A 23,744-nucleotide genomic window follows, 5' to 3' on the forward strand; every position below is an offset into this window, starting at 1 on the left:
GGGCGGCGGCCGGCGGGCCCGATGCGCGGGCCCGCCGCCCCTCCGGGACGTCGCCCGCGGTCAGCGCGGAGCGTGCGCAGCGGCTCGCCGAGCGGGGTGTGGCGGCCGGTGCGGTGCGGTCTCGGCACAGAAGCTCAGCCGGGTGATCAGGGGCCGGTCGCCGCGGAGCAGCGGCAGGGACCCGATGCGGGGGGCGAGGTAGCCGAGGAGGCCGCGGCCCGCGGGGAGCGGGACGTCGACCACGTCGCCGACGGCGGGGTGGGCGCCGCGGAGCCGGTCCCGCTCGTGCGCGTCCATGCCCCAGGCCATCGGGGGCAGGCGGTGGCCGCCGGGCCCCTTCGCGCCGGCGCGGGTGCGGGTGGAGAAGCGCCGGGAGACGGAGTCGAACACCAGCGTGCCGCCGGGGAACGCGTCGGCGCAGGCGGCGATCAGCTGGGTCACCTGCGCGGGCTGCAGGTACATCAGCAGCCCCTGGGCGGTCACCAGGACCCCGCGCGCGGCGTCGATGCCCGTCGTCCACCGGCTGTCGCGGACGTCGCAGGCGACGAGCCGCTGCCGCGCGCCGTGGGGGAGTACGCGCCCGCGCAGCTCCAGCGGGTCGCTCAGGTCGACGGTGACCCATCGGGCGCGTCCGTTGTCCACCCGCCAGAACTGGGTCTCCAGGCCCTCGCCCAGCGCGATCACGGTGCCGTCCGGGTGGGCGGCGAGGAATGCCCGCACCACCTGGTCGAAGGCGAGGGCGCGCAGGGCGAGGGCCTGCGCCACCCAGGGGCGGGCGGCGCCCAGCCGCTCCCGGAAGGGGAAGTCCAGTTCGGTGACGAGCTGTACGGCGCGGGGGTCGGGCAGCACGGTGTCGGGGCGGGCGGCCTCGGCGGCCCGGTGATAGAGGGTCCACAACGCCGTCTCGGGAACTCCCGTGAGGTCTGCCTTGATCATGCGGCGTTGATATCGCCGGTCGCGCCGCCCGTGGGGGACATCGGGGCGCCGGTCACCCCGGGGAGTGCAAAGTCGTACCGCAGGGACCGGGGCGGTCAGCGTGACAGGTCGCGGTGGATGACGCGGGCGGCGCTCTCCACGGCGTCCACGCCGTCGTCCATGGTGCGGTTTCCGGTGGACAGCACGGCCATGCCGTAGTCGTGGGCGCCGCCGGTGAAGGCGCCCACGCTGTTCACCCGCCAGCCGTCGGTCTTGCGCGGCAGCCAGCCGTTCTTGACGTGGACGGTCGCGGTGGCCGGTGCGCCGGCGGGCGTCCCCCAGCGCTGGTCGGGGACCACGCGCCCCATCAGGGCCAGCGCATAGCCGCGGGAGGTCCGGGTGAGCACCGGGTTGTCCGTCGTCAGCAGCTGCATCAGGGTGAGCTGGTCGGCGGCGGTGATCTGGGTCAGGCCCCAGGCCCCGTCCGCGCCGGGGACGGTGTGCCGCATCCCGGCCAGGGTCAGGAAGCGCTGGATGCCGGCGGGGCGCACCTGACGCCACAGCGCGTTGGTCGCGGCGTTGTCCGACTTGGTGATCATGGCGGTGGTCAGCCGTACCTCGCGCGGGGTGAGGCGGCGGTGCGCCTCCTCGGCCTGCCGCAGCAGCGCCCCGAGCACGGTCACCTTCACCACGCTCGCCGAGTCGAAGTGCGCACCGGCCTTGAAGTCGCAGCGGGTCCTGGTGCGCCGGTCGTAGACGGCCAGCGCCGAAGCGCCCTCGTGGCTGTCGAGGGCGGCGGCTATGTCATGGGACAGGGCGGGGGCCAGGCCCGGTTTCTGCGAGGTGCACACGACCTTGGCGCCGTCCACCGGCGTGCTGGCGGTGCCGGCCGCGGCCGGGGTCGCCGTGGTGAGCACCGTGAGCAGCGACCCGGCAGCCACGACGGTGGCCAGCCCGCGGCGCGCGCAGGTCGATATGCGTGATCTGTGCATGGGGGTGGACGATACGGGGCGGCTGCGCGGCACCCTCGGGCACTTGGGATGGATTGTCCGAATTTGACGGTGTGGGGTGGCGTGTGACATTCGCCAAATCGGACACGGGGCGTGTGGCGTCTTCGGCGGGCCGCTCTAGGAGCGCGGCAGCGGGCGGCGGGTCCCGGTCGCGGCTCGTCGGCGGGTCGCGGCCGCGCGGCGGCGGTGGGCGGCCCCAAGTAGCCGGCGGCTGCGGAGCGCCATCTCGATCTCGAAGCGGGCCAGCGGGTCGCGGAGCCGGGCGCCGAAGAGCTTCTCCAGCTGGCGCATCCGGTAGCGCACGGTCTGCGGATGGATGCCGAGCGCCTTGGCGATCTCCGGGGCGCCCATCCCGCCGAGCCACGCCAGCAGGGTGGCTTCCAGGCGCTCGCACCGCTCCGGAGACAGGCCCGCCAGCGGGCGCAGGCGGCGCGCGACGAGCGTGCGGGCCAGCGACTCGTCCTGCAGCAGGACGAGGGAGGAGAGGTGGTCGTCGACGAACATCACTCCGGCGTCGGGGCCGTCGTGCGCGGACGCCAGGGCCAGCAGGCGGGCCGCGGACCGTACGGAGGTCGCGGCGTCGTGCGCCGGCACCGCATGGCCGACCGCGGCGGCGCGGTGCCGCAGCACGCCCTTGAGCCGGGCGCGGCCGCCGCTGTCGTCGGCGAGCGCGCCGGGGATCAGCAGGCCCGGTGCCTCGCCGGGCGCGCTGACGAGGCAGTCGCCCAGTGCGGACGCCACGAGGTGGATGTCGGTACCGGTCCCGAGCATGACCGCTCGTACGGTGCCGGGCAGCGGGCGGCCGTTGCGCAGCACCTCCTCGATCAGCCGGGTGACCTGCGCGCGGGTGTCGTGTTCCAGGCAATCCCGGAAGCGTGGATTGCGGTCGCAAAGCGATTGCGTGATCAGGTCGGTGAGGATCGCGAGCTGATCGGTGTCGTCGGCCCGCGTGTCGCCGGGCTGCGCTAACCAGACGCCGTTGAGTGCATTGCTCATCGTTCTGCCTCTGTCTCATCATGTGGGAGGCCGGTCCGGGCTGTTCTATCTCACCCGGCAAGTGCCGACGGCAGCTGACAGATGTCCGTCGGAACTCAGTCCGAATTCTGGCGGAAGACGTTCCGCTTTGCGACAGAAACTGCATAGGTCGCGGCGCCGCGCGAGCGTTCCGGTGCGTCGGCGGCGTCCGGACGGCGGCGTTGCGGCCAACTGGCCGGTCCTGGAAGGCGCTGGACGGGGCGTCACACCGAAGGCCCTGGTTAGGGTCTGTCCCTAGGGTGGGGAATCCGTTCGCCGCCTCGAAACTGGTGTTGACGAGTGATGTCGGGAATCGTGCGTACCGCCGCCCAGCCGCGAGAGGACTGGTGAATGTGAAGATCCTCATCTCCGCCGACATGGAGGGCGCCACCGGCGTCACCTGGCCGGCCGACGTGCTGCCCGGCACCCCGCAGTGGGAGCGCTGCCGCCGGATGTTCACGTCCGACGTGAACGCGGCGATCGCCGGATTCTTCGACGGCGGCGCCGAGGACGTGCTGGTCAACGAGGCGCACTGGTCGATGCGCAATCTGCTGCTGGAACAGCTCGACGAGCGCGCGCAGATGCTCACCGGCAAGCACAAGTCGCTCAGCATGGTCGAGGGCGTACAGCACGGCGATGTCGACGGCATCGCCTTCGTCGGCTACCACACCGCCGCCGGAACCGAAGGCGTCCTCGCGCACACCTACCTCGCCAACACGCTCACCGGTGTCTGGGTCGACGGCACCCGCGCGAGCGAGGGCTATCTGAACTCCCTTGTGGTCGCCGAGTACGGCGTGCCGGTGGTGCTGGTCACCGGCGACGACCGCACCTGCCAGGACGCGCTGGGCTATGCCCCGCAGGCGCCCGGTGTGGCGGTCAAGGACTATGTGTCGCGCTATGCGGCGGTCTGCCGCCCACCGGCCCGTACGGCGGCCGACATCCGGGCCGGGGCACGCAAGGGGGCGGCGCTCGCGGTGCGCCACGAACCGGTCCGGCGCGGACCGCACCGCTTCGAGCTGGAGTTCGACGCCGAGCATCTGGTGGTGGTCGCGACCTGTGTGCCCGGCGTGGAGCGCAGCGGGGAACGGCGCGTGGCGTATACCAGTCAGAACATGTACGAAGCCATCCGGTGCTTCAAGACGGTCACCACCGTCGTGTCGTCGGCCGTGGAGGAAGCGTATGGCTGAGGTGGACCTCATGACGAACCCCGCTGCCGGGCCCACCCCGGGCGTCGACCAGCAGGCGCTGGACGAGGTGGTGCGCTTCACCTCGGACCTGATCCGGATCGACACCAGCAACGCGGGCGACGGCGCCTGCCGGGAGCGGCCGGCCGCCGAGTACGTCGCCGAGCACCTGGCCGCCGCCGGACTGGAGCCGACGCTGCTGGAGCGCACCAAGGGCCGGACGAACGTCGTCGCCCGCATCGAGGGCACCGACCCCGCGGCCGAGGCCCTGCTGGTCCACGGCCATCTGGACGTGGTGCCCGCCGAGCCCTCCGACTGGAGCGTGCACCCCTTCTCGGGGGAGGTCCGCGACGGCGTGGTCTGGGGGCGGGGCGCCGTCGACATGAAGAACATGGACGCGATGGTGCTCTCCGTCGTACGGCACTGGGCGCGCACCGGCGTGCGGCCGCGGCGCGACATCGTGCTGGCCTTCACCGCCGACGAGGAGGCCAGCGCCGACGACGGATCGGGCTTCCTGGCCGATCGGCACGCCGGTCTCTTCGCGGGCTGCACCGAAGGCATCAGCGAGTCCGGGGCGTTCACCTTCCACGCCGGCGGCGGGATGCGGCTGTACCCGATCGCGGCCGGGGAGCGCGGTACGGCCTGGCTGAAACTGACCGCACAGGGCCGGGCGGGGCACGGCTCGAAGGTCAACCCCGACAACGCCGTCACCCGGATCGCCGCCGCCGTGGCCCGGATCGGCGCGCACTCCTGGCCCGTCCGGCTGACCCCGACCGTCCGCGCCGCGCTGCGCGAACTCGCCGCGCTGTGCGCCGTCGACGTGGACGTCGACGCGCCCGGCTTCGATGTCGACGCGCTGCTGGGCGCGCTCGGCCCGTGCGCCAAGCTCGTCGAGCCGACGGTCCGCAACAGCGCCAACCCCACGATGCTGACGGCCGGTTACAAGGTCAATGTGATCCCCGGGTCCGCCGTCGCCTACGTGGACGGCAGGGTCGTCCCCGGTGGTGAGGCGGAGTTCCGTACGACCATGGACGAGCTGACCGGGCCCGACGTGAGCTGGGAGTACCACCACGGCGAGGTCGCCCTGCAGGCCCCGGTCGACTCCCCGACCTATGCCGCGATGCGCACCGCGATCGAGCGCTTCGACCCGGACGGTCATGTCGTCCCGTACTGCATGTCCGGCGGTACGGACGCCAAGCAGTTCTCCCGGCTGGGCATCACCGGCTACGGCTTCTCACCGCTGAAGCTGCCCGTGGGATTCGACTACCAGGCGCTCTTCCACGGCGTGGACGAGCGGGTACCGGTCGAGGGACTGCACTTCGGAGTCCGGGTGCTGGACCACTTCCTGCGCCTGGCCTGACCGGACGGGACCCGCCCGACCGGCGCACGAGAGGAACTGCTGCATGGTGACCACCGCTCCCTACGGCACCTGGGCATCCCCGATGGATGCCCGCACGGTCGCCGCACACGACGGCCGGCCGGCCTTCGTCGGTGTGGTCGGCGACGAGGTGTGGTGGACGGAGCCGCGGCCCGACGAGGGCGGCCGGCGGGCGCTGGTCCGCCGGCTGCCGGACGGCACCCGGCAGCCGGTGCTGCCGGCGCCCTGGAACGTCCGCAGCCGGGTGCTGGAGTACGGCGGCCAGCCCTGGGCCGGCACCGTCACCGACCGCGGCCCGCTGGTCGTCTTCAGCGACTTCGCCGACCAGCGGCTGTACGCCTACGAGCCGGACAGCGGCGCCGCGCCGCGCCCGCTCACCCCGCTCTCCGGCGTCGGTGACGGGCTGCGCTGGGTCGATCCGGTGCTGCGCCCGGAGCTCGGCGAGGTGTGGTGCGTCCTGGAGGAGTTCACCGGCGACCGGCCGACGGATGTCCGCCGGGTGATCGCCGCCGTGCCGCTCGACGGCTCGGCGGCCGAAGACCGCGACGCGGTACGGGAGTTGAGCGACGACCGGCATCGGTTCGTCACCGGCCCGCGGATCTCCCCGGACGGGAGCCGGGCCGCCTGGATCGCCTGGGACCACCCCCGGATGCCCTGGGACGGCACCGTGGTGATGGTCGCCCGGATCACCGGCGGGGGCACGTTCGAGGACATCCGGCCGCTCGTCGGCGATCTGGGCACCGACGCCCGGGGCGACGCGGAGAGCGGTGAGTCCGTCGCGCAGATCGAGTGGGCCGCCGACGGCTCGCTGCTGTTCGTCTCGGACCTCAGCGGCTGGTGGGAACTGCAGCGCATCGACCCCGACCCGGCCGGCGACGGCGTGGTCGCGAGCCGCGCGCTGTGCCCCGCCCGTGAGGAGGAGTTCGGCGGCCCGCTGTGGAACGTCGGCCAGCGCTGGTTCCTGCCCCTGGACAACGGCACCCTCGCGGTGGTCCACGGCCGTGGCGCGACCGCCCTGGGCATCCTCGACCCGGTCAGCGGCGACCTGGTCGACGCGGCGGGGCCCTGGACGGAGTGGGCGCCCACCCTCGCCGTGCACGGCAGCCGCGTCATCGGCATCGCGGCCGGCCCGCACCGCGGTTACGAGATCGTCGAGCTGGACACCTGCACCGGACGGGCCCGGGCGATCGCCTGCCGGCATGTCGACGTACTGGACCCCGCCTACTACCCGCGACCGCACAGCCGCACCTTCACCGGGCCCGACGGGCGGGACGTCCACGCCCACATCCATCCGCCGCACAGCCCCGACCACACCGCCCCCGAGGGCGAGCTGCCGCCCTTCGTGGTCTGGGCGCACGGCGGCCCCACCGGCCGTGCCCCGCTGGTGCTCGACCTGGAGATCGCCTACTTCACCTCCCGGGGGATCGGCGTCGCCGAGGTCAACTACGGCGGTTCGACGGGCTACGGCCGCGCCTACCGCGAGCGGCTGCGCGGCCAGTGGGGCGTGGTGGACGTCGAGGACTGCGCGGCCGTCGCCCGGGCCCTCGCCGACGAGGGCACCGCCGACCCCGCCCGGCTGGCGATCCGCGGCGGCAGCGCCGGCGGCTGGACCACCGCTGCCTCGCTGACCGCCACCGACCTCTACGCCTGCGGCACCATCAGCTACCCGATCCTGGACCTCACCGGCTGGGCCGGCGGCGAGACCCACGACTTCGAGTCGCAGTATCTGGAGTCGCTGGTCGGTCCGCTCGCCGAGGTTCCCGAGCGCTACCGCGAGCGCTCGCCGCTGCACCGCGCGGACCGGATCGCCGCACCGTTCCTGCTGCTCCAGGGCCTGGACGACGTGATCTGCCCACCCGCCCAGTGCGAACGCTTCCTCGCCGCGGTCGCCGGGCGCGGCATACCGCACGCCTACCTGGCGTTCCCCGGCGAGGGCCACGGCTTCCGCCGCGCGGAGACCATCGTCCGCGCCGTGGAGGCCGAACTCTCCCTCTACGCCCAGGCCTTCGGGTTCACCCGCGGCGACATCCCGGCGCTGGAGCTGCGCGGATGACGGCGGCAGCGCTGCGCCGGCCCCCGCGGCTGCGGGCCGGCGACCGGGTGGCGGTGGTCGCGCCCAGCGGCCCCATCGTGGCCGACCGACTGGACCGCGGGCTGGACGTGCTGCGCGGCTGGGACCTCGATCCCATCGCCGCGCCCCATGTCCTGGGCACGCACGGCACGCTGGGGTACCTCGCGGCCGGTGACGAGGAGCGGGCCCGCGACCTCCAGGCCGCCTGGTGCGATCCCTCCGTCAAGGCGGTCTTCGCGGCCCGCGGCGGCTACGGCGCACAGCGGATGGTCGACCTGCTGGACTGGTCCGCCCTCCGGGCCGCGGCCCCCAAGCCGCTGATCGGCTTCAGCGACGTGACGGTGCTGCACGAGGCCTTCGCGGTACGCGCCGGTGTCTCGACGCTGCACGGCCCGGCCGTCGCCGGCGAGGTCTTCCTCAAGGACGACGCCACCCGCGAGCAGCTGCGGCGCACGCTCTTCGCGCCGGAGACCGTCCGCACGCTGGCCTCGGCCACGGCCCGCCCGCTGGTGCCGGGCCGGGCCCGCGGGGTCACCGTCGGCGGTTGCCTGGCCATGCTCGCCAGTGAGCTGGGCACCCGCCAGGCCAGGCGTGGCACCGGGGGCGGCCTGCTGCTGCTGGAGGACGTGGGCGAGCCGCCGTACCGGATCGACCGTGCGCTGACCCAACTCCTGCGGGCCGGCTGGCTGGACGGCGTCGCCGGCGTCGTGCTCGGCTCCTGGGCGGGCTGCGGGCCCTACGAGCGGGTCCGGGAGGTGCTGCGGGACCGACTGGGCGGGCTCGGGGTGCCGGTGGCCGAGGAGTTCGGCTTCGGCCACGGGGAGTCCGCCCTGACCGTTCCGCTGGGCGTCGCCGCGGAGCTGGACGCGACGGCCGGCACGCTGCGCTTCACGGGGCCGGCGCTGGTCTGACGCGGCGGGCCGCCGGACTCCCCGTCCACCCTTTGGACGCCTGCGAACTGATGTCCTGTCAGAAACGCCGGCCGCGAGCGTTGACTTCACCGTTACTCGTGTCACAACATGAGCGCGCCGCTACCGACTGGTTGGTACGACGTGTCCTTGTGGAGGTCCTGGTGCCCAGCGAGTCCCGAGCACTCTCCCGCTCCCTGCTCCGCACATCCCTCGCCCTGCTGGCCGGCACCGCCCTCGCTGCGCCGCTCGTCCTCTCCGCCCCCGCGGCCGCGGTCGTCGCCGGGGACCCGTACACCGTCACCGAACTGAAGGTCACGGTCCGGGCCGGCGACCGCAGGTGCACCCTGGACACCGACGTCTACCGCCCGGCCGGAGTCGACGCCGCACACCCCGCGCCCGCCGTGCTGACCACCAACGGCTTCGGCGGCAGCAAGGCGGACGGCGCGACCGACGCCATCGCCAGGGCCTTCGCCTCGCGCGGCTATGTGGCGCTGGCCTACTCCGGCCTCGGCTTCGGCAAGACCGGCTGCCCGATCTCGCTGGACGATCCGCGGGTCGACGGCCGGACGGCGAGCCGGCTGCTCGACATGCTGGCCGGCACCCGCAAGGCCGACGACGGGACCCGCGTCGACTACGTCACCAAGGACGGCAACAGCGATCCGCGGGTCGGCATGATCGGCGGGTCCTACGGCGGGGCGATCCAGATGGCCACCGCCGCCGTCGACCACCGCGTCGACGCGCTGGTCCCCCTCGTCACCTGGAACGACCTCACCTACTCCCTCGACCCCAACAACGCCGGCCGCACCGAGGGCGTCAGCGGGCCGCTGCCCGGCGCCTACAAGTGGCAGTGGACCAACGGGTTCTTCCTCCTGGGGGAGTCGCAGGGGCTCCTCCACCCGAACCTGGACGGGTCGCGGACCGGCGGCGCGGGCTGTCTGCACTTCGTCGAGCGGGCCTGTGCCACCAAGCGGCTGCTGGACTCGGGGACGTACCCGGCCGAGCAGACCCAGGCCATGCTCGCCTACGCGCGCAGCGTCTCCCCGGTCTCGTACCTGAAGTCGGTCACGGCTCCGACGCTGCTGATCCAGGGACAGGCGGACACCCTGTTCAACCTCAACGAGGCCACCGCCACCTACCGCACCCTGGCCGCACAGGGCACCCCGGCCAAGATGATCTGGCAGTCGTGGGGCCACAGCGGCGGGATGCGGAAGCCGGCGGCCGGCGAACTCGACCTGGCCGAGGGCAACGTGGGCAACAGCTACGTCGGACGGCGGATCCTCGCCTGGTTCGACCGCTATCTGCACCACCACAAGAAGACCGACACCGGGCCGGCCTTCGCCTACTACCGGGACTGGGTGACCGACGGCCCCACCTACGCCACCTCGTCGACCGTCCCGGCGGGCGACGGCCGGCGGCTGTACCTCTCCGGGGACGGCACGCTCGTCGACGACCGCGCCAAGGTGGTGCCCGGCAGCCGTACGTACCGCAATCTGCCGATGGCCACCAGCCATTCGGAGAGCTCGCTGTCCAGCATGCTGGGGCTGCCGGACCCGCCGCCGTCCGACGCCGCGGGCACCCATCTGGCCTGGACGTCCCAGCCGGTACAGGGCCGTCCGGTGGACGTGGTGGGCGCGCCCAGGGTGACGCTGAGGGTGGACTCGCCGGCAGCCGAGCAGGCCCAGGAATCCTCGGACGCGGCCGACCGGCTGGTGCTCTTCGCCAAGCTCTACGACATCGCGCCGGACGGCAGCAAGACCCTGGTGCACCGGTTGGTGGCCCCGGCGCGGGTGTCCGATGTGACCCGGAGCTTCTCCGTCGAGCTGCCGGGGATCGTGCACCGCTACGAGCCGGGGCACCGGCTCGGCTTCGTCATCGCCGCGAGCGACGACGCCTATGCGGGCAATCGGGGGGTGAAGCCGGTGACCGTCACCAGCACGCCCGAGGACACCGGTGTCCTCGAACTCCCCGTCACCCGAGGGGGACTGCGGTAGCGGACGGGGTGGCTCAGTCGTCCGTGATCGTGATGGCCTGCACGGGGCAGGCGCGGGCGCCCTCGCGCGCCAGCGGGTCGCCCGCGCCGTCCTCACGGCCGGGCTGCACCGTGCCGTATCCGCCGTCGTCCTGGGTGAACACTTCCGGCGCGGTCAGGGCGCACTGACCGGAGCCGATACAGACTTCGCTGTCGATGGTGATCCGCATCCCGGACCCCTTTCCTTCCGTCTCCTGTCCTGGCTGTTACCAGGTCAGCGGCAGTTCGATCAGGCCTTGCACAGTATCGTCACCGGGCTTGTGGGGGACCTCGTCGGCCGGTACGGCGAGTCGCAGATCAGGGATCCTGGTGAACAGGGCGCGCAGCGAGATCATGTTGGCGGTGGTCTCGTGACCGGCCATCAGCAGGACCATGGCCGGCCGGACCAGCTCGTCGTGGGCGAGGGCGCCGGCCCGCAGCCGGTCCTCGATCAGCTCGTCCAGTAGCCCTCGCCCGGTTCCCGCTCCTTGTGGGCGATCAGCCCGGCCAAGTACCCCTCCGGATCCACCCGGGCGGCCGCCGCCTCTTCGGTGGTACGGCCCCGCAGCCGGATTCTGCCGGTCGGACGACACCCGGGGGTCGCCCAGCAGGGTCCGGGCCTCGGCATGTCCGGTCACCGCCCAGACCGTGCGGCCGTCGTAGCAGGTGACGCGGTGGACGGGGCGCCCAGGTCGATACGGGACGTGCCCGGCCGTGTCCGGTGTCCCCGTCGCTCGCCCGGTGGCGGTCAGGCCGGGCGCATCAGGGTGTCGATCACGCCGTCCAGATAGTGGTCGCGTGCGGCTCCGGCCGGCAGGGACTGCGGGACCGCGTGCGCCAGTTGGGTGTGCCCCAGATAGGCGGTGTAGGCCATGAGGCCGCGGCGCCGTGCCTCGTCCTTCGAAAAGCCCAGCTCCGTGAAGAGCGAGGCGATATAGCCGATGCGCCGCTCGGTCACCCGGGCGAGCGCGGCGGCCACCCGCGGCTGCGCGGCGGTCGCCAGCAGGGAGACCTCCAGGGGGTCCTCGGCGGCCGACTCCGTGGCGCGGTGCAGCAGCCGGCGCAGCCGCTCGACGGGGTCGGCCTCGGCCTCGACCTCGCTGATCACAGCCTCCGTGCCGAGCTCCTCCCAGCGCTGCAGCGCGGCCTCGACCAGTGCGTCCCGGTTGGCGAAGTGCCAGTAGAAGCTGCCCTTGGTGGTGCCCAGCCGGGCGGCCAGCGGCTCCACCGCCACCGCCGCGAGCCCGCCCTCGCCCATGGCCGCCAGGGCGGCATCGGCCCAGTCCCGGGTCGTCAGCCGCCGCCGTGCACCGCTGCCGCCGGTCTCCCTCGCGCGTTGTCGCACCATGTCCATACGGTACCGTATGGAAAAACATACGCCACCGTATGGAGGTGTCCCGTGCGTACCGTCCGAGACGTCCATGTCCGCACCGTCGCAGCCCCGGCCGAGTCCGTCGGCGCCCTGCTCGACCGGATCGGCAGCGACCGCGACCCGCTCTTCCCGACGCCCGTGTGGCCGGCGCTGCGCTTGGACCGCCCGCTGGGCGTCGGCGCCGACGGCGGGCACGGCCGGGTCCGCTACCGCGTCGGCGCCTACGAGCCCGGCCGCCGGATCCGCTTCGACTTCACCGACGGAGCGGGCGGCTGGCATGAGATCGGCGTGCGGCCCCTGGGTCCGGACACCTGCCGGGTGGAACACGTCCTTGAGGACCGACTCCCCTTCGGGCAGCTGCTGTTGTGGATCACGGCGATCCGCCCGGTGCACGCCACCATGGTCGAGGAGATCTTCGACAACATCGAACGGGCCGCCACCGGCCGCCTCGCCGCCCCGGTCCGCCGCTCACCGCGCGTCCGGCTGCTCCACCGCCTGCGGTGGGCCCGCCCCCGGGCCGTCGCGCTGCCCGCCGCCGCCCGACTGGCCCACCAGGCCTTCTCGCGCACCGACTTCCAGGACGCCTGGCAGATGGAGCTGCTGCCCGGTATGCCGCACGAGCCGGAGGCCTGGCGGGACATGCTGCGGGGTGCCTCCTTCCCCGAAGTCGGGCGCGCCGACCTCGGGGACCGCCCCGCGGCGGCCGGGGGCGAGATACTGCTCGGCACGGACGCCCGGCACCTGGACTTCCGCGCCTCGATCCTGGTCGCCGACGGCCGGGTCACGCTCGGCACGGTCGTCCGCGTCCACAACACCGCGGGCCGGCTCTACTTCGCCGTCGTCCGCCGTATCCACCCCTTCATGGCCCGCACGATGCTGCGCCGCACCCACCGCCGGCTGGCGCTCACCGCACCGAGCGCCGCGGAACGGGACGCGGCGCACGGCTGACATCGGGCACGTACGATCTGCCGATGACGATCAGCGACTCCTATCTGGCACGAGGTCCGCGGGTGGGCATCCGGCCCTTCACCGCCGCCGACCGGGAAGAGTTCACCGCCGCCGCACGCCAAAGCGCCCGGATACACCACCCGTGGCTCTTCCCGCCGGCCACCGACGCCGCCTACGACGCCTATCTGCGAAGGCTCCAGGAGCCGTCCCGCGAGGGCCTGTTGATCTGCGAGCTCGCCGACGGCCGGATCGCGGGCTATGTCACGATCAACAACATCGTGCACGGCGCGTTCCGTTGCGGCGCGCTCGGCTACGGCGCCTTCGCCCACGCGGCGGGCCGCGGACTGATGGGCGAGGGCCTGCGGCTCGTGCTCCACCACGCCTTCGGGCAACTGGGCCTGCACCGCCTGGAGGTCAACGTCCAGCCCGCCAACGAACGGTCGATCGCCCTGGTCAGGCGGGCCGGCTTCCGGCTGGAGGGCTTCTCCCCGGACTTCCTGTTCGTCGACGGCGCCTGGCGTGACCACGAGCGCTGGGCGATCACCGCCGAGATGCTGCCCGACGTCGAGCAGGCGCCCGGCGAGCAGGTGTGATTCCCTGTCCGGCATGGACATCGTCTTCCGCCGCACCGTGCCGGTCTTCCGGATCTTCGACGTGGCCAAGGCCCACGAGTTCTACGTCGACTACCTCGGCTGCACCGTCGACTGGGAGCACCGCTTCGAGCCCGGCATGCCGCTGTACACGCAGGTCTCCCGCGGCGGCCTGGTGCTGCATCTGTCCGAGCACCACGGTGACGCGACGCCCGGTTCGACCGTCTACACCGAGCTGAGCGGAGTACGCGCGCTGCATGCCGAGCTGGCCGGCAAGGACTATCCGTACCTGCGCCCCGGACTGGAGCACGACGAGATCGGCACCTGCCTGACCCTGACCGACCCCTTCGGCAACCGGCTGCGGTTCAACGAGCCGGGCCCGGACGACGCCGGTCCTACCGGCCCTTGCGATTGACCTTCATGGTGTCCATGTCGGTCGCCGTGGACCGCGGTTCGCGAAAGCCCAGGCCGGCGGCGCGCAGCGGACCGACAGGGCATTTCGGCTGATCTTCCGGGGGCGCTCCATTTTCCCGGGGCCCTGTGTGACGATTTCCGCATGCGCCGCACCGTAGTGATCGATGCCCCCTCCAACCTGGGACTGCGACCGCCCGCGCCCGGTACCGTCCCCGGCTGCCACAAGCTCGCCGGCGCGCTGCGCGAACAGGGGCTGCTGCGCCGGCTCGGGGCGCTGGAGGGCGGTGTGGTGGTGCCGCCGCGCTACGACCTGGGGGACTGGCGGGAGGGCGAGGACGGGGACTTCAACGCCGCCGCCATCGCCGCGTACACCGTCAAGTTGGCGGCGCGGGTCGAGGGGCACGTACGCGGTGGGGACTTCCCGGTGGTGCTCGGCGGGGACTGCAGCATCCTGCTCGGGGCGGTGCTCGGGCTGCGGCGGCTGGGGCGGTACGGCGTGGCCTATCTGGACGGGCACGGCGACTTCCGGCATCCGGGGAACGTGGCGCTGTCCGGACCGCTGGGGGCCGCGGCCGGGGAGGGCGTCGCGCAGATCACCGGGCGGGGGCAGGCGGATCTCACGGACATCGACGGGCTGCGGCCGTATGTACGGGACGAGGACGTGAGCCTGCTGGGCATCCGGGACGCGGACGAGGACCAGGAGGAGCTGGCGGGGCTGGGCATCAGCCACACCCCGGTCGGCGAGATCCGGCGGCGCGGCGCGCAAGCGGTGGCGCGGGAGGCCCTCGCCCACCTCCAGAAGCCGCCGCTCGACGGCTTCTGGATCCATCTCGACGCCGATGTCCTCGACCCGTCCGTCATGCCCGCCGTCGACAGCCCCGATCCGGGCGGCCTGCTGACCGGCGAACTCGCCGAACTGCTGGGACCGTTGGCCGCGTCGCCGCGCTGCGTCGGCATCAACGTCACCATCTACGACCCGGATCGTGATCCCGAGGGGACCGGCGCGGCCCTGCTCACCGGCCTCCTTGAGGGTGTCTTTGCGCAACCCTGACCTCGGCCGGCCGCAAGAAGGCCTGTTCAGACCGGCGATCGCGAGGTTCCATGGGCAATCGGAGGCCGCCGCAGCCGAGGCGGCCCGGTCCAGCATTGCGAGGCAGCCGTGGCCACGACTGTGCGACGCACCACCCTGACCCTTCCCGCCGCCCCTCTCGGTCCGGACAACCCCCTCCCGGCGCTCGACGGCGGCCAGGACCCGCACCGCGTCGAGGTCCCCCGGGACGCCCGACTGCCCGCCGACATGGCCCGTCAGATCGGCTGTCAGCCGCTGCGCTCGATCCTGCCGACCGCCATGCGCGACGGATACGGCCGTACCCGCCGCAGCACCGACCTCGACGCGCTGGTCGTCGAGAACGACCGGCTGCGCGCCACGGTCCTGCCCGGCCTCGGCGGGCGGGTGCACTCCCTGCACCACAAGCCCACCGACCGCGAACTGCTCTACCGCAACCCGGTGTTGCAGCCCGCCGCCTTCGCGCTCAACGGCGCCTGGTTCTCCGGCGGCATCGAATGGAACATCGGCGCCACCGGCCACACCACCCTCTCCTGCGCCCCGCTGCACGCCGCCCGCGTCCCGGCGCCGGACGGCGGGGAGATGCTGCGCCTGTGGGAGTGGGAGCGGCTGCGCGATCTGCCCTTCCAGGTGGACCTGTGGCTCCCGGAGGGCTCCGACTTCCTGTACGTGGGCGTGCGGATCCGCAATCCGCACCACCACACCGTCCCGGTCTACTGGTGGTCCAACATCGCGGTCCCCGAGGCGGCGGGCAGCCGGGTACTGGCGCCCGCCGACGAGGCCTGGCACTTCGGCTACGAGCGGGTGCTGCGCCGGGTGCCGGTCCCCGACTCCGGCGGCGTGGACCGGACCTACCCGCTGCGCAGCGAGTTTCCGGCGGACTACTTCTACGAGGTGCCCGACGGCTCCCGCCGCTGGATCACCGCGCTCGACGAGGACGGCCGCGGGCTGGTGCAGACCTCCACGGACGCGCTGCGCGGCCGCAAGCTCTTCCTGTGGGGTGCCGGGCGGGCCGGGCGCCGCTGGCAGCGGTGGCTCACCGAGCCGGGTACCGGCGGTTACGCGGAGATCCAGGCCGGGCTGGCCCGCACCCAGCTGGAGCAGCTGCCGCTCGACGGGGGTGGGGAGTTCACCTGGCTGGAGGCCTACGGGCCGCTGGCCGCCGATCCCTCGGCGGTGCACGGCGCCGACTGGGCGGCGGCCCGCGGCGAGGTCGCCGCCCGGCTGGAGCAGGCCCTGCCGCGCGCCGACGTCGACGCCGCCCACGCCGCCTGGCTTCCGTACGCGGACCGGGACCCCAAGGAGTCGCTGGCCACCGGGTCGGGCTGGGGCGCGCTGGAGGTCGCCCGGGCCGGTCTGGACCTGCCCGGCACGCCGTTCGACGCGGCCACCCTCGGGCCGGAGCAGGAGCCGTGGCTGACGTTGCTGCGGACCGGTGACCTGCCGGCCGCCGGGCCGGTGCCCGGACCGGCGCTGACCGCACCGGCCTGGCGCGATCTGCTGGAGTCCGCACCGCCGGGCCCGGCCACCGACTACCACCTGGGCCTCGCCCAGTGGCAGGCCGGCGACCGTGCCCAGGCCGTCCGCAGCTGGGAGCGCGCGAGCGGGTGCGGCGGTGGCGCGCTGCCGGTGTACTGCCTGGCCGTCGCGGAGCTGGCGGCGGGCGAGCCGGCCCGCGCGGCCGACCGGTTCGCGCAGGCCTGCGCCGCGGCGGCACAGGCGGCCGCGGCGAACGGCCCCCAGGCGCGCGCCTGGCGTGCGGTGCGCACCGCGCTCGCCCGGGAGGCGGTGCCGGCGCTGCTCGCGGCCGGCCGCGCCGAGGAGGCCGCCCGGCTGCTGTCCGGGCTGCCGCCGGCCGAACTGGCCGACGGCCGCTTCCGGTTGCTGACCGCACGGGTGGCGCTCGCCCAGGGACGGCCGGCCGCGGCCCGCGAGGTCTTCGACGCCGGCTTCGAGATCGCCGATCTGCGGGAGGGCGACGAGACGCTGAGCGACACCTGGTACGCCGTCGCCGAGCAGCTGGTCGCGGCCGGCGGGCCGGTCACCGAGGAGGTCCGCGCCACGGCCCGGTCCGTTCATCCGCTCCCGGAGCGGTACGAGTACCGGATGCGGCCGGTGCCGGCACCGGGTGGGGCCGAGCAGGATCCCGCCGGGGGCTGATCGCCCCATCCCTCCCGTCACCCCAGCGGCTTGTCCAGCACCGCCTTGGTGTGGCTGAAGGTGTCGAGCGAGTACTCGCCGTGGTAGCGCCCCATGCCGCTCTCGCCGACCCCGCCGAACGGCAGGCCGGGCGCGGTGAGATGGGCGACCGGCAGGCCGAAGGTGAGGGCGCCCGAGGAGGTCTCGGTCAGCAGCCGGTTCTTGGTGTCGTCGGAGTCGGTGAACGCGTACAGCGCCAGCGGCTTGTCGCGGTCGTTGATGAAGGCGATCGCCGCGTCCAGGTCGGGCACCGGCACGATCGGCAGGACCGGGCCGAAGATCTCCTCCTGCATGACGGGGGAGTCGGGGGAGACCTCGGCGAGGACGGTGGGCGCCAGGTAGCGGGTGGCGCGGTCGTGCGTTCCGCCGACGACCGTGCGGCCGCTGTCGAGCAGCGCGGTCAGCCGGTCGAAGTGGCGTTCGTTGACGATCCGCCCGTACTCGGGCGCGGCGGCCGGGTCGGTCCCGTATGCCTCGCGTACGGCCTCGGCGAGGTGCGGCTCGACGGCCCGGGCGGTCTCGCCGATCGCCAGGACGTAGTCGGGGGCGACGCAGGTCTGGCCGGCGTTGAGGAACTTGCCGGCCACCAGCCGCCGGGCGGCCGCGGCCAGGTCCGTGCCGGCGTCCAGGACGACCGGGCTCTTGCCGCCCAGCTCCAGCGTGACGGGCGTCAGATGCCGGGCGGCGGCGGCCATCACGATCCGGCCGACGGCGCCGTTGCCGGTGTAGAAGATGTGGTCGAAGCGCTGGGCCAGCAGGGCGGTGGTCTCCGGGACCGCGCCCTCGACGACGGTCACCGCTTCGGGGTCCAGATGGCGCGGCAGCAGCCGGGCGATCGCGGCGGAGGTCGCGGGGGCGAGTTCGCTGGGCTTGACGACGGCGCAGTTGCCCGCGGCCAGCGCGCCGACGAGCGGGGCGAGCGCCAGCTGCAGCGGGTAGTTCCAGGGGGCGATCACCAGGACGACGCCGAGCGGCTCGCGGACGACCCGCGCGGTCGCCGGGAGCAGCCGCTCGGGCAGCTCCGCCGGGCGCGGCGCCAGCCAGTCGTCGAGCCGGCCGAGGGTGTGGTCGATCTCGTTGAGGGTGAAGCCGATCTCGGTGCGGTAGGCCTCCTCGGGGCCCTTGCCGAGGTCCGTGGCGAGCGCGGCGAGGAGGTCGTCGCGGTGGTCGGTGAGCAGCGTGCGCAGCGCCGTCAGCTGCCGGCGCCGCCAGTCCGGCGAGGCGGTGCGACGGGTGGCGAAGGTGGTGCGGAGCCGGTCGACGACGGCGGCGGCGTCCAGGTCGGGGGTGGAGGCGTGGGATGTCATGGCGCCGAGGCTACACGAAACGAAAACTTTTCGTTTCGCAATTGGAGGTCGGTAGACTCCCGGTGTGGGCGAACGTACCGAGAGCAACCAGACCGCAGCCGGGCCGACGCGCGGCCGGGGGCGCCCGCGGGACGCCGGACGCGACCGGGCCCTGCTGGAGGCCACCGTCGAGGTCCTCCAGGAGAGCGGCTACGGCGGGCTGACCACGGCGGCGGTCGCCAAGCGGGCCGGCGTCTCCACCGCGACCCTCTACCGCCGCTGGCGCTCCAAGGAGGACCTGGTCGTGGGCACCGCCGTCCGCTGGGCGAGCGACCTCGGCCCGCAGCCGGACACCGGCGGCCTCGAAGGCGACCTGGTCGCGCTGCTGCGGGACAAGGCCGAGACGCTGGAGGGTCCCGGCGGCCGGCTGCTGCACGTCCTGATCGGCGAGTCCGCGCACAACGAGGCGCTGGCCCGGGTGCTGGACACCGCGATCATCCAGCCGGTCCGCGACCGGGCCGCCACCGTGGTGCGCCGCGCGGTCGCCCGAGGGGACATCCCGCCGCTGGAGGACGCCCATGTGCTCGCCGATCTGGTGGTGGGCTCGATGGTCAGCCGCCTGTTCCTGACGCCCGACGCGGCGCACGGCCCCGCCACGGACGGTCCCTCCTCCGGCGAGGCGGCGATCCGCGAGCTGCTGCCGTTCCTGCTGCGCTCGCTGGGGGCGCGGTCCGGCTGATGAGGGCCCGTCCGATGGGTCATGGCCGGGTCCGCGGCGTCCGGCCCATCGGACACCCCCAGGGCTCGGTGCCACCTGGTACGCCGATCCAGTGATCGTCGGCACACGCCGGAATGTTCCCCGGCCGTCCCGCGTTGGGGCGGACCATGAAGGCAATCAGCACCAACAGCTACGGCGGTCCCGAAGTCCTCGTCTACTCCGACCTGCCCGACCCGAAGGTGGCTCCGGACTCGGTACTGATCCGGGTCAGGGCGGCCGGGGTCAACCCCGTGGACTGGAAGATCGTCGCCGGCTATCTGGACCCGATCATGAACATCCACTTCCCGCTCGTCCCCGGCTGGGACGTGGCGGGGGTCGTCGAGGCGGTCGGCGCCGACGCGACCGAGTACGCGGTCGGTGACGAGGTCATCGGCTATGTCCGCAAGGACGAGGTCCAGCACGGCACGTTCGCCGAGCTGGTCGCCGCGCCGGTCCGCACCCTGGCGCCCAAGCCCGCCGCGCTCGACTGGCAGCAGGCCGCCGGGCTGCCGCTCGCCGGACTGACGGCCTATCAGTCGATCAGGCGGCTCGGCACGAAGGCCGGCGAGACCGCCCTCGTGCACGCGGCCGCCGGCGGCGTCGGGTCGCTCGCCGTGCAGATCCTGGTCGCCCAGGGCACCCGCGTCATCGGCACGGCCAGCGAGGCCAACCACGACTTCCTGCGGTCCCTGGGCGCCGAGCCGGTCACCTACGGCGACGGACTCGCCGACCGGGTGCGCGCGCTGGCACCCGAAGGCGTCGATGTGGCCCTGGACTTCGTCGGCGGCGGCGCCGTGGACGTCTCGCAGGAGCTGCTCAAGGACCGCGGCCGGGTGGCGTCCGTCGCCGACGGCGAGGTCACGGCGAAGGGCGGCCACATGGTGTGGGTGCGCCCGAACGCCGACGATCTGGCCGCGCTCGGCGCGCTCGCGGACTCCGGGAAGCTGACCGTTCCGGTCGAGGCGGTCTTCCCGCTGTCCGAGGCCGCCGAGGCGTTCCGGCGGAGCATGGCCGGCCGGTCCCGCGGCAAGATCGTCCTCGAGGTGTCCTGACGGCCGGTCGGCGACGACGGCCCGGGACGGTGCGGAGGCCGCTCAGGCCTCCGCACCCTGCTCTCCGCCCTGGCGGTCGACGTACTCGAAGATCGAACCGTCCGGGTGGCGGGCCACGAGATTACGGCCGATGGGGGTCGGCAGCGGGCCGGCGATGATGTCCGCGCCGACCGCCGTCAGATCGGCCAGCGCCTCGTCCACGTCCTTGACGGCGAGGGTCGCGGTGATCTTCCGCAGTACCGACAACTCCGCCTCGGGCCCGCTCATCAGGAAGAAGCACCCGACGGCCGCGACCGCCACCCCGCCGCGCTGGAAGCGGATCGCCTCGGCGCCGGTCAGCCGCTCGTAGACGTCGATCGCGGCATTGAGATCACCGACGCACACCCGCAATGAGGTCCCCAGAATGTCCATACGGGCAACCCTAGTTGGGCGGCCCGCCGGTACGCGATCACTTGGCCCTGATCCGTCCGCTCTTAGAGCCTGTCCGATGGGTCAGGGTCGGAAAGGCCCTAGCCGCGGACCCGGCCATGACCCCATCGGACGGACCCTGAGAGCCGTGTGGTGCGCGCCCGTTCAGACGCGGCACAGGATCTCGCCGTGCAGGACGGCGAACCAGCCGTCCTCCTCGGCGCCCCAGGCCCGCCAGGCCGCCGCGATCCGCCGCAGTTCCTCCTCGGTGGCGTGCCCGCGCTCCACCGCGATCCGCGCGTACGCGGAGCCGACCGTGCGGTCCGCCCACAACTCGCTCCACCAGGAGCGCTCGTCCGGGGTCCGATAGCACCAGGTGTCGGCGGTGGCGGTGACGGCGTCCGGCGCGAAACCCGCCTGCCGGGCCCAGGCGTGCAGCCGGCGTCCGGCGTCCGGCTCGCCCCCGTTGGCGCGGGCCACCCGCAGATACAGCCGCTGCCAGTCGGCCATCCCCGCGACCTCGGGGTACCACGTCATGGCCGAGTAGTCCGCGTCGCGCACGGCGACGATCCCGCCGGGCCTGGTGACCCGGCGCATCTCGCGCAGCGCCTGGACGGGGTCGCCCACGTGCTGCAGTACCTGATGGGCGTGCACCACGCAGAAGGTGTCGTCCGGGTAGTCCAGTGCGTGGACGTCACCGACCTCGAAGCGGACGTTCGTCAGGCCGCGCCCGGCGGCGGTGTCGCGCGCCTGCGCCAGCACCTCCGGCGCCCGCTCCAGCCCGGTGACCCGCCCCTGCGGCACCAGCGCCGCCAGGTCGGCGGTGATGGTGCCCGGGCCGCAGCCGACGTCCAGGACCTGCATATCCGGCTTCAGCGAACCCAGCAGGTATCCGGCCGAGTTGGCGGCGGTGCGCCAGGTGTGGGAGCGCAGTACGGACTCGTGGTGGCCGTGGGTGTAGACGGCGGACTCCTGCGGCATGGCCGACTCTCCTTCGCGTGCTCCGACGGGTGGGTTCACCGTACGCGCGTATCTCGCATCATGAGAGTAGCGTCTCGCTATTCGGGCAGTGAGGGGTGGGCGACGGTCGGCCGGTCGGGCAGCAGGCGATAGACGGTCAGTGCCTCGTGCTCCTTCTCCAGCGTCAACTCGCCTTCCCCGGACGTCACTTCGCCGTCGAACGCGACGGTCGCGCCCTGCGGCAGCCCGGAGAGCCGCAGTCGCGACAACCGCGCCTCGCCGAGCACCGGCGTGCTGCGCGGGGAGCCGGTCAGGGCGGCGACGAGCAGCCGGGTGCGGGCCAGCCGTCCGCCGTGCACCACCCGCACGTCGAGCACCCCGTCCGCCAGGTCGTGCCGGCGCACCGGCGACACCCCCAGCCCCCGGTACTGGCAGTTGCCCACGAACACCATCCATACGGCGCGCCGCTCACCGTTGATCCGCAGGGTCAGCGGCTCGGCGGTGCGCAGCACCTCCCACGCCGCGAGGACCCCGGCCGGCCAGGCCCCGATCCGGCCGGCCCACCGCTCACGGATCCGCACCAGTTCCGGATACACGCCGACCGAGAAGGTGTTGACGAAGTACCGCGCCTGGCGATGCGGACCGGCGCCGAACCGCGCCAGGTCCACCGCGACGGCCTCCCCGCTCTCCACGGCGTGCGCCGCCGCCGCATGCGTCTCGATCCCCAGGTCGTACGCGAAGTGGTTCAGGCTCCCGCCGGGCAGCACCGCCAGCGGCAGCCCGTAGCGCACCGCCACCGCCGCCGCGGCGTTGACGCTGCCGTCCCCGCCGAGCACCCCCAGCGCGCCGCCGAGCTCCCGGGCCCGCTCCGCGGCCTGGGTCAGCGCCTCGTCCAGCGGCAGCCCGCCCGGCCCGCCGCACACCGTCACCTCGGCCTGCGGCAGCACCCCGTGCACCTCACCGACCCGGTCCGGGCGGGGGCCGGTGCGCGGACCCGAGCCCTGGTTCGCCACCACGACCAGGCCGCGCCCCCCGGGCAGCGCGGGCGCCGGTGCCCGCGGCCGGGCGGGCGGCGCCAGCTGGGCGCGGGTCGGCGCGATGCCCCGCACCGCGAACGCCGCACCCGCCCCCAGCGCGGCCCCCGCCAGCACATCACCCGGATAGTGCACGCCCGTATAGACGCGGGAGAACGCCACCGAAGCGGCGAGCGGCGCCAGCGCCAGACCCCACCACTTGTTCTCGAACGCGACGCCGGACGCGAAGGCCACCGCCGAGGCCGCGTGCCCGGACGGGAAGGAGGAGGTGAAGGGCTGACGGGTCAGCTGCCGTATCACCGGCACCGGGTCCAGCAGCGGGCGCCGGCGCCGTACGGAGCGCTTGCCGAGCGTGTTCACCGTCGCCGACGCCACGGCCAGCGAGGCCACACCGCGCAGCGCGGCACGACGGGCCGGCCGCCCGCCCAGCGCGGCCGCACCGGCCGCGAGGCCGAACCACAGCAATCCGTGGTTGGCGCTGCGGGTCAGCCGGGGCAGCACCTGCTGGGCCCCCGGCCACTCGCGTGCCGCGATGAGATCGAAGGTCCGACGGTCGAGACGGGTCAGTAGCGATCGCATGGGCCTCCTTGTACCCCGTGGGGTGCGAAACCGTGCTTCGATTCCCCGATGATCCGCAGACGACACGACACCGACCTCGACGCCTGTGTGGACGTTCTGGCCCAGGTGCACACCCACAGCGGCTATCCACACCACTGGCCGCAGGACCCGGTGCGCTGGCTGACCCCCGACGGACTGACCGCGGCCTGGGTCGCCGAGACGGCCGGCCGGGTCGTCGGCCATGTGGCGCTGTGCGGCCGCGAGGTCAGCCGGCTCTGCGTCGCCCCCGCGGCCCGGGGCGCGGGCCTGGGCGGCCGGCTGCTGCGGGCCGTCGAGGCGGAGGCGGCTGCCCGCGGGCTGCGCCCCGTACTGGAGGTGAAGACCACCGACACCGCGGCCATCGCCCTCTACGAGCGCCTGGGCTGGGTCCGCCGCGCCACCGAGCGGCAGGAGTGGGGCGCGGGCGAGGTGGTGGCGGTGCACCGCTACGAGAGGGCGCGCTCGGGCCATTAGGCCGCCGCTGACGTGTCGCCCCCGGGCGCCACCCCAAGGATCTGCAAAGGTGGTCGGGGCCGCCCATCATGTGATGGGCCCACGATCGACCCGCCG

Annotated in this window: 23 protein-coding genes; 13 read left to right on the top strand and 10 right to left on the bottom strand. The window is 73.8% G+C overall.

The genetic code is table 11. From position 1 onward, the window contains the following. Nucleotides 1-60: 60 nt before the first annotated feature. From ACZ5XZ_RS07210 to ACZ5XZ_RS07220, 3 genes are all read right to left on the bottom strand, one after another. Nucleotides 61-936, bottom strand: coding sequence for a class I SAM-dependent methyltransferase (locus ACZ5XZ_RS07210; protein ID WP_468975088.1), 876 nt, complete (start codon nucleotides 934-936; stop codon nucleotides 61-63). Nucleotides 937-1,031: 95 nt separating this feature from the next. Further along, nucleotides 1,032-1,907 (bottom strand): serine hydrolase, encoded by an 876-nt coding sequence (locus ACZ5XZ_RS07215; protein WP_468975089.1) that lies wholly within the window; start codon nucleotides 1,905-1,907, stop codon nucleotides 1,032-1,034. A 135-nt stretch (nucleotides 1,908-2,042) separates the two neighbouring features. Then, nucleotides 2,043-2,921: a helix-turn-helix domain-containing protein gene (locus ACZ5XZ_RS07220; RefSeq protein WP_468975090.1), complete on the bottom strand. Its 879-nt coding sequence runs from the start codon at nucleotides 2,919-2,921 to the stop codon at nucleotides 2,043-2,045. Between the two features lie 371 nt (nucleotides 2,922-3,292). On the opposite strand from ACZ5XZ_RS07220, the gene ACZ5XZ_RS07225 reads away from it, so the two are divergent. From ACZ5XZ_RS07225 to ACZ5XZ_RS07245, 5 genes are all read left to right on the top strand, one after another. Next, entirely contained in the window at nucleotides 3,293-4,126 is an 834-nt protein-coding gene (locus tag ACZ5XZ_RS07225; protein WP_468975091.1) for a M55 family metallopeptidase, read from the top strand. Between the two features lie 10 nt (nucleotides 4,127-4,136). Beyond that, a complete protein-coding gene (locus ACZ5XZ_RS07230; RefSeq protein WP_468975092.1) occupies nucleotides 4,137-5,483 on the top strand; it encodes a M20/M25/M40 family metallo-hydrolase in 1,347 nt (448 codons plus the stop codon). 43 nt (nucleotides 5,484-5,526) lie between these two features. Continuing rightward, a complete protein-coding gene (locus ACZ5XZ_RS07235) occupies nucleotides 5,527-7,554 on the top strand; it encodes a prolyl oligopeptidase family serine peptidase (RefSeq protein ID WP_468975093.1) in 2,028 nt (675 codons plus the stop codon). Continuing rightward, a complete protein-coding gene (locus ACZ5XZ_RS07240; RefSeq protein ID WP_468975094.1) occupies nucleotides 7,551-8,483 on the top strand; it encodes a S66 peptidase family protein in 933 nt (310 codons plus the stop codon). The genes ACZ5XZ_RS07235 and ACZ5XZ_RS07240 overlap by 4 nt, the downstream gene beginning before the upstream one ends. 161 nt (nucleotides 8,484-8,644) lie before the next feature. Further along, the gene (locus ACZ5XZ_RS07245) at nucleotides 8,645-10,474 is read left to right on the top strand and encodes a CocE/NonD family hydrolase (protein ID WP_468975095.1); all 1,830 of its coding nucleotides are present in this window, start codon (nucleotides 8,645-8,647) and stop codon (nucleotides 10,472-10,474) included. A 13-nt stretch (nucleotides 10,475-10,487) separates the two neighbouring features. Here the strand turns inward: ACZ5XZ_RS07245 and ACZ5XZ_RS07250 are convergent, their stop codons facing one another. The 3 genes from ACZ5XZ_RS07250 to ACZ5XZ_RS07260 form a co-directional block, all read right to left on the bottom strand. Next, nucleotides 10,488-10,682: a ferredoxin gene (locus ACZ5XZ_RS07250; protein ID WP_384491206.1), complete on the bottom strand. Its 195-nt coding sequence runs from the start codon at nucleotides 10,680-10,682 to the stop codon at nucleotides 10,488-10,490. 36 nt (nucleotides 10,683-10,718) lie between these two features. Beyond that, nucleotides 10,719-11,129 (bottom strand): hypothetical protein, encoded by a 411-nt coding sequence (locus ACZ5XZ_RS07255; protein WP_468975096.1) that lies wholly within the window; start codon nucleotides 11,127-11,129, stop codon nucleotides 10,719-10,721. Nucleotides 11,130-11,239: 110 nt separating this feature from the next. Next, the gene (locus ACZ5XZ_RS07260) at nucleotides 11,240-11,845 is read right to left on the bottom strand and encodes a TetR/AcrR family transcriptional regulator (RefSeq protein WP_468975097.1); all 606 of its coding nucleotides are present in this window, start codon (nucleotides 11,843-11,845) and stop codon (nucleotides 11,240-11,242) included. A gap of 45 nt (nucleotides 11,846-11,890) precedes the next feature. On the opposite strand from ACZ5XZ_RS07260, the gene ACZ5XZ_RS07265 reads away from it, so the two are divergent. The 5 genes from ACZ5XZ_RS07265 to ACZ5XZ_RS07285 all read left to right on the top strand — a co-directional run bounded on the left by ACZ5XZ_RS07265 (nucleotide 11,891) and on the right by ACZ5XZ_RS07285 (nucleotide 17,041). Further along, a complete protein-coding gene (locus ACZ5XZ_RS07265) occupies nucleotides 11,891-12,811 on the top strand; it encodes a DUF2867 domain-containing protein (RefSeq protein WP_468975098.1) in 921 nt (306 codons plus the stop codon). A 23-nt stretch (nucleotides 12,812-12,834) separates the two neighbouring features. After that, the gene (locus ACZ5XZ_RS07270; protein ID WP_468975099.1) at nucleotides 12,835-13,404 is read left to right on the top strand and encodes a GNAT family N-acetyltransferase; all 570 of its coding nucleotides are present in this window, start codon (nucleotides 12,835-12,837) and stop codon (nucleotides 13,402-13,404) included. A gap of 13 nt (nucleotides 13,405-13,417) precedes the next feature. After that, the gene (locus ACZ5XZ_RS07275) at nucleotides 13,418-13,816 is read left to right on the top strand and encodes a glyoxalase superfamily protein (RefSeq protein WP_468975100.1); all 399 of its coding nucleotides are present in this window, start codon (nucleotides 13,418-13,420) and stop codon (nucleotides 13,814-13,816) included. Between the two features lie 141 nt (nucleotides 13,817-13,957). Next, nucleotides 13,958-14,866, top strand: coding sequence for an arginase family protein (locus tag ACZ5XZ_RS07280; RefSeq protein ID WP_468975101.1), 909 nt, complete (start codon nucleotides 13,958-13,960; stop codon nucleotides 14,864-14,866). A gap of 108 nt (nucleotides 14,867-14,974) precedes the next feature. Continuing rightward, complete coding sequence (locus tag ACZ5XZ_RS07285) at nucleotides 14,975-17,041, top strand: DUF5107 domain-containing protein (protein WP_468975102.1); 2,067 nt, start codon at nucleotides 14,975-14,977, stop codon at nucleotides 17,039-17,041. 17 nt (nucleotides 17,042-17,058) lie between these two features. Here the strand turns inward: ACZ5XZ_RS07285 and ACZ5XZ_RS07290 are convergent, their stop codons facing one another. Continuing rightward, complete coding sequence (locus tag ACZ5XZ_RS07290) at nucleotides 17,059-18,387, bottom strand: aldehyde dehydrogenase family protein (RefSeq protein ID WP_468975103.1); 1,329 nt, start codon at nucleotides 18,385-18,387, stop codon at nucleotides 17,059-17,061. Between the two features lie 64 nt (nucleotides 18,388-18,451). Between ACZ5XZ_RS07290 and ACZ5XZ_RS07295 the strand changes: the two genes are divergently transcribed. Together ACZ5XZ_RS07295 and ACZ5XZ_RS07300 are read left to right on the top strand one after the other, a co-directional pair. Next, nucleotides 18,452-19,105, top strand: a complete 654-nt coding sequence (locus ACZ5XZ_RS07295; protein WP_468975104.1) for a TetR/AcrR family transcriptional regulator — start codon at nucleotides 18,452-18,454, stop codon at nucleotides 19,103-19,105. Nucleotides 19,106-19,251: 146 nt separating this feature from the next. Further along, a complete protein-coding gene (locus ACZ5XZ_RS07300) occupies nucleotides 19,252-20,175 on the top strand; it encodes an NADP-dependent oxidoreductase (protein WP_468975105.1) in 924 nt (307 codons plus the stop codon). A gap of 42 nt (nucleotides 20,176-20,217) precedes the next feature. Here the strand turns inward: ACZ5XZ_RS07300 and ACZ5XZ_RS07305 are convergent, their stop codons facing one another. The 3 genes from ACZ5XZ_RS07305 to ACZ5XZ_RS07315 all read right to left on the bottom strand — a co-directional run bounded on the left by ACZ5XZ_RS07305 (nucleotide 20,218) and on the right by ACZ5XZ_RS07315 (nucleotide 23,156). Next, the gene (locus ACZ5XZ_RS07305) at nucleotides 20,218-20,586 is read right to left on the bottom strand and encodes a VOC family protein (protein ID WP_468975106.1); all 369 of its coding nucleotides are present in this window, start codon (nucleotides 20,584-20,586) and stop codon (nucleotides 20,218-20,220) included. Nucleotides 20,587-20,748: 162 nt separating this feature from the next. Next, nucleotides 20,749-21,564: a class I SAM-dependent methyltransferase gene (locus ACZ5XZ_RS07310; protein ID WP_468975107.1), complete on the bottom strand. Its 816-nt coding sequence runs from the start codon at nucleotides 21,562-21,564 to the stop codon at nucleotides 20,749-20,751. Between the two features lie 77 nt (nucleotides 21,565-21,641). Beyond that, nucleotides 21,642-23,156: a phosphatase PAP2 family protein gene (locus ACZ5XZ_RS07315; protein WP_468975108.1), complete on the bottom strand. Its 1,515-nt coding sequence runs from the start codon at nucleotides 23,154-23,156 to the stop codon at nucleotides 21,642-21,644. A gap of 48 nt (nucleotides 23,157-23,204) precedes the next feature. Between ACZ5XZ_RS07315 and ACZ5XZ_RS07320 the strand changes: the two genes are divergently transcribed. After that, nucleotides 23,205-23,648: a GNAT family N-acetyltransferase gene (locus ACZ5XZ_RS07320; RefSeq protein WP_468975109.1), complete on the top strand. Its 444-nt coding sequence runs from the start codon at nucleotides 23,205-23,207 to the stop codon at nucleotides 23,646-23,648. Nucleotides 23,649-23,744 lie beyond the last annotated feature (96 nt).

Source organism: Streptomyces sp. NPDC033270, assembly GCF_055576575.1.

Coding starts and splice junctions, on each gene's coding strand:
- ACZ5XZ_RS07250 (WP_384491206.1), bottom strand. CDS start 10,682: ATGCGGATCACCATCGACAGCGAAGTCTGTATCGGCTCCGGTCAGTGC.
- ACZ5XZ_RS07275 (WP_468975100.1), top strand. CDS start 13,418: ATGGACATCGTCTTCCGCCGCACCGTGCCGGTCTTCCGGATCTTCGAC.
- ACZ5XZ_RS07280 (WP_468975101.1), top strand. CDS start 13,958: ATGCGCCGCACCGTAGTGATCGATGCCCCCTCCAACCTGGGACTGCGA.
- ACZ5XZ_RS07315 (WP_468975108.1), bottom strand. CDS start 23,156: ATGCGATCGCTACTGACCCGTCTCGACCGTCGGACCTTCGATCTCATC.
- ACZ5XZ_RS07310 (WP_468975107.1), bottom strand. CDS start 21,564: ATGCCGCAGGAGTCCGCCGTCTACACCCACGGCCACCACGAGTCCGTA.
- ACZ5XZ_RS07210 (WP_468975088.1), bottom strand. CDS start 936: ATGATCAAGGCAGACCTCACGGGAGTTCCCGAGACGGCGTTGTGGACC.
- ACZ5XZ_RS07300 (WP_468975105.1), top strand. CDS start 19,252: ATGAAGGCAATCAGCACCAACAGCTACGGCGGTCCCGAAGTCCTCGTC.
- ACZ5XZ_RS07240 (WP_468975094.1), top strand. CDS start 7,551: ATGACGGCGGCAGCGCTGCGCCGGCCCCCGCGGCTGCGGGCCGGCGAC.
- ACZ5XZ_RS07290 (WP_468975103.1), bottom strand. CDS start 18,387: ATGACATCCCACGCCTCCACCCCCGACCTGGACGCCGCCGCCGTCGTC.
- ACZ5XZ_RS07260 (WP_468975097.1), bottom strand. CDS start 11,845: ATGGACATGGTGCGACAACGCGCGAGGGAGACCGGCGGCAGCGGTGCA.
- ACZ5XZ_RS07230 (WP_468975092.1), top strand. CDS start 4,137: ATGACGAACCCCGCTGCCGGGCCCACCCCGGGCGTCGACCAGCAGGCG.
- ACZ5XZ_RS07215 (WP_468975089.1), bottom strand. CDS start 1,907: ATGCACAGATCACGCATATCGACCTGCGCGCGCCGCGGGCTGGCCACC.
- ACZ5XZ_RS07320 (WP_468975109.1), top strand. CDS start 23,205: ATGATCCGCAGACGACACGACACCGACCTCGACGCCTGTGTGGACGTT.
- ACZ5XZ_RS07235 (WP_468975093.1), top strand. CDS start 5,527: ATGGTGACCACCGCTCCCTACGGCACCTGGGCATCCCCGATGGATGCC.
- ACZ5XZ_RS07220 (WP_468975090.1), bottom strand. CDS start 2,921: ATGAGCAATGCACTCAACGGCGTCTGGTTAGCGCAGCCCGGCGACACG.
- ACZ5XZ_RS07305 (WP_468975106.1), bottom strand. CDS start 20,586: ATGGACATTCTGGGGACCTCATTGCGGGTGTGCGTCGGTGATCTCAAT.
- ACZ5XZ_RS07270 (WP_468975099.1), top strand. CDS start 12,835: ATGACGATCAGCGACTCCTATCTGGCACGAGGTCCGCGGGTGGGCATC.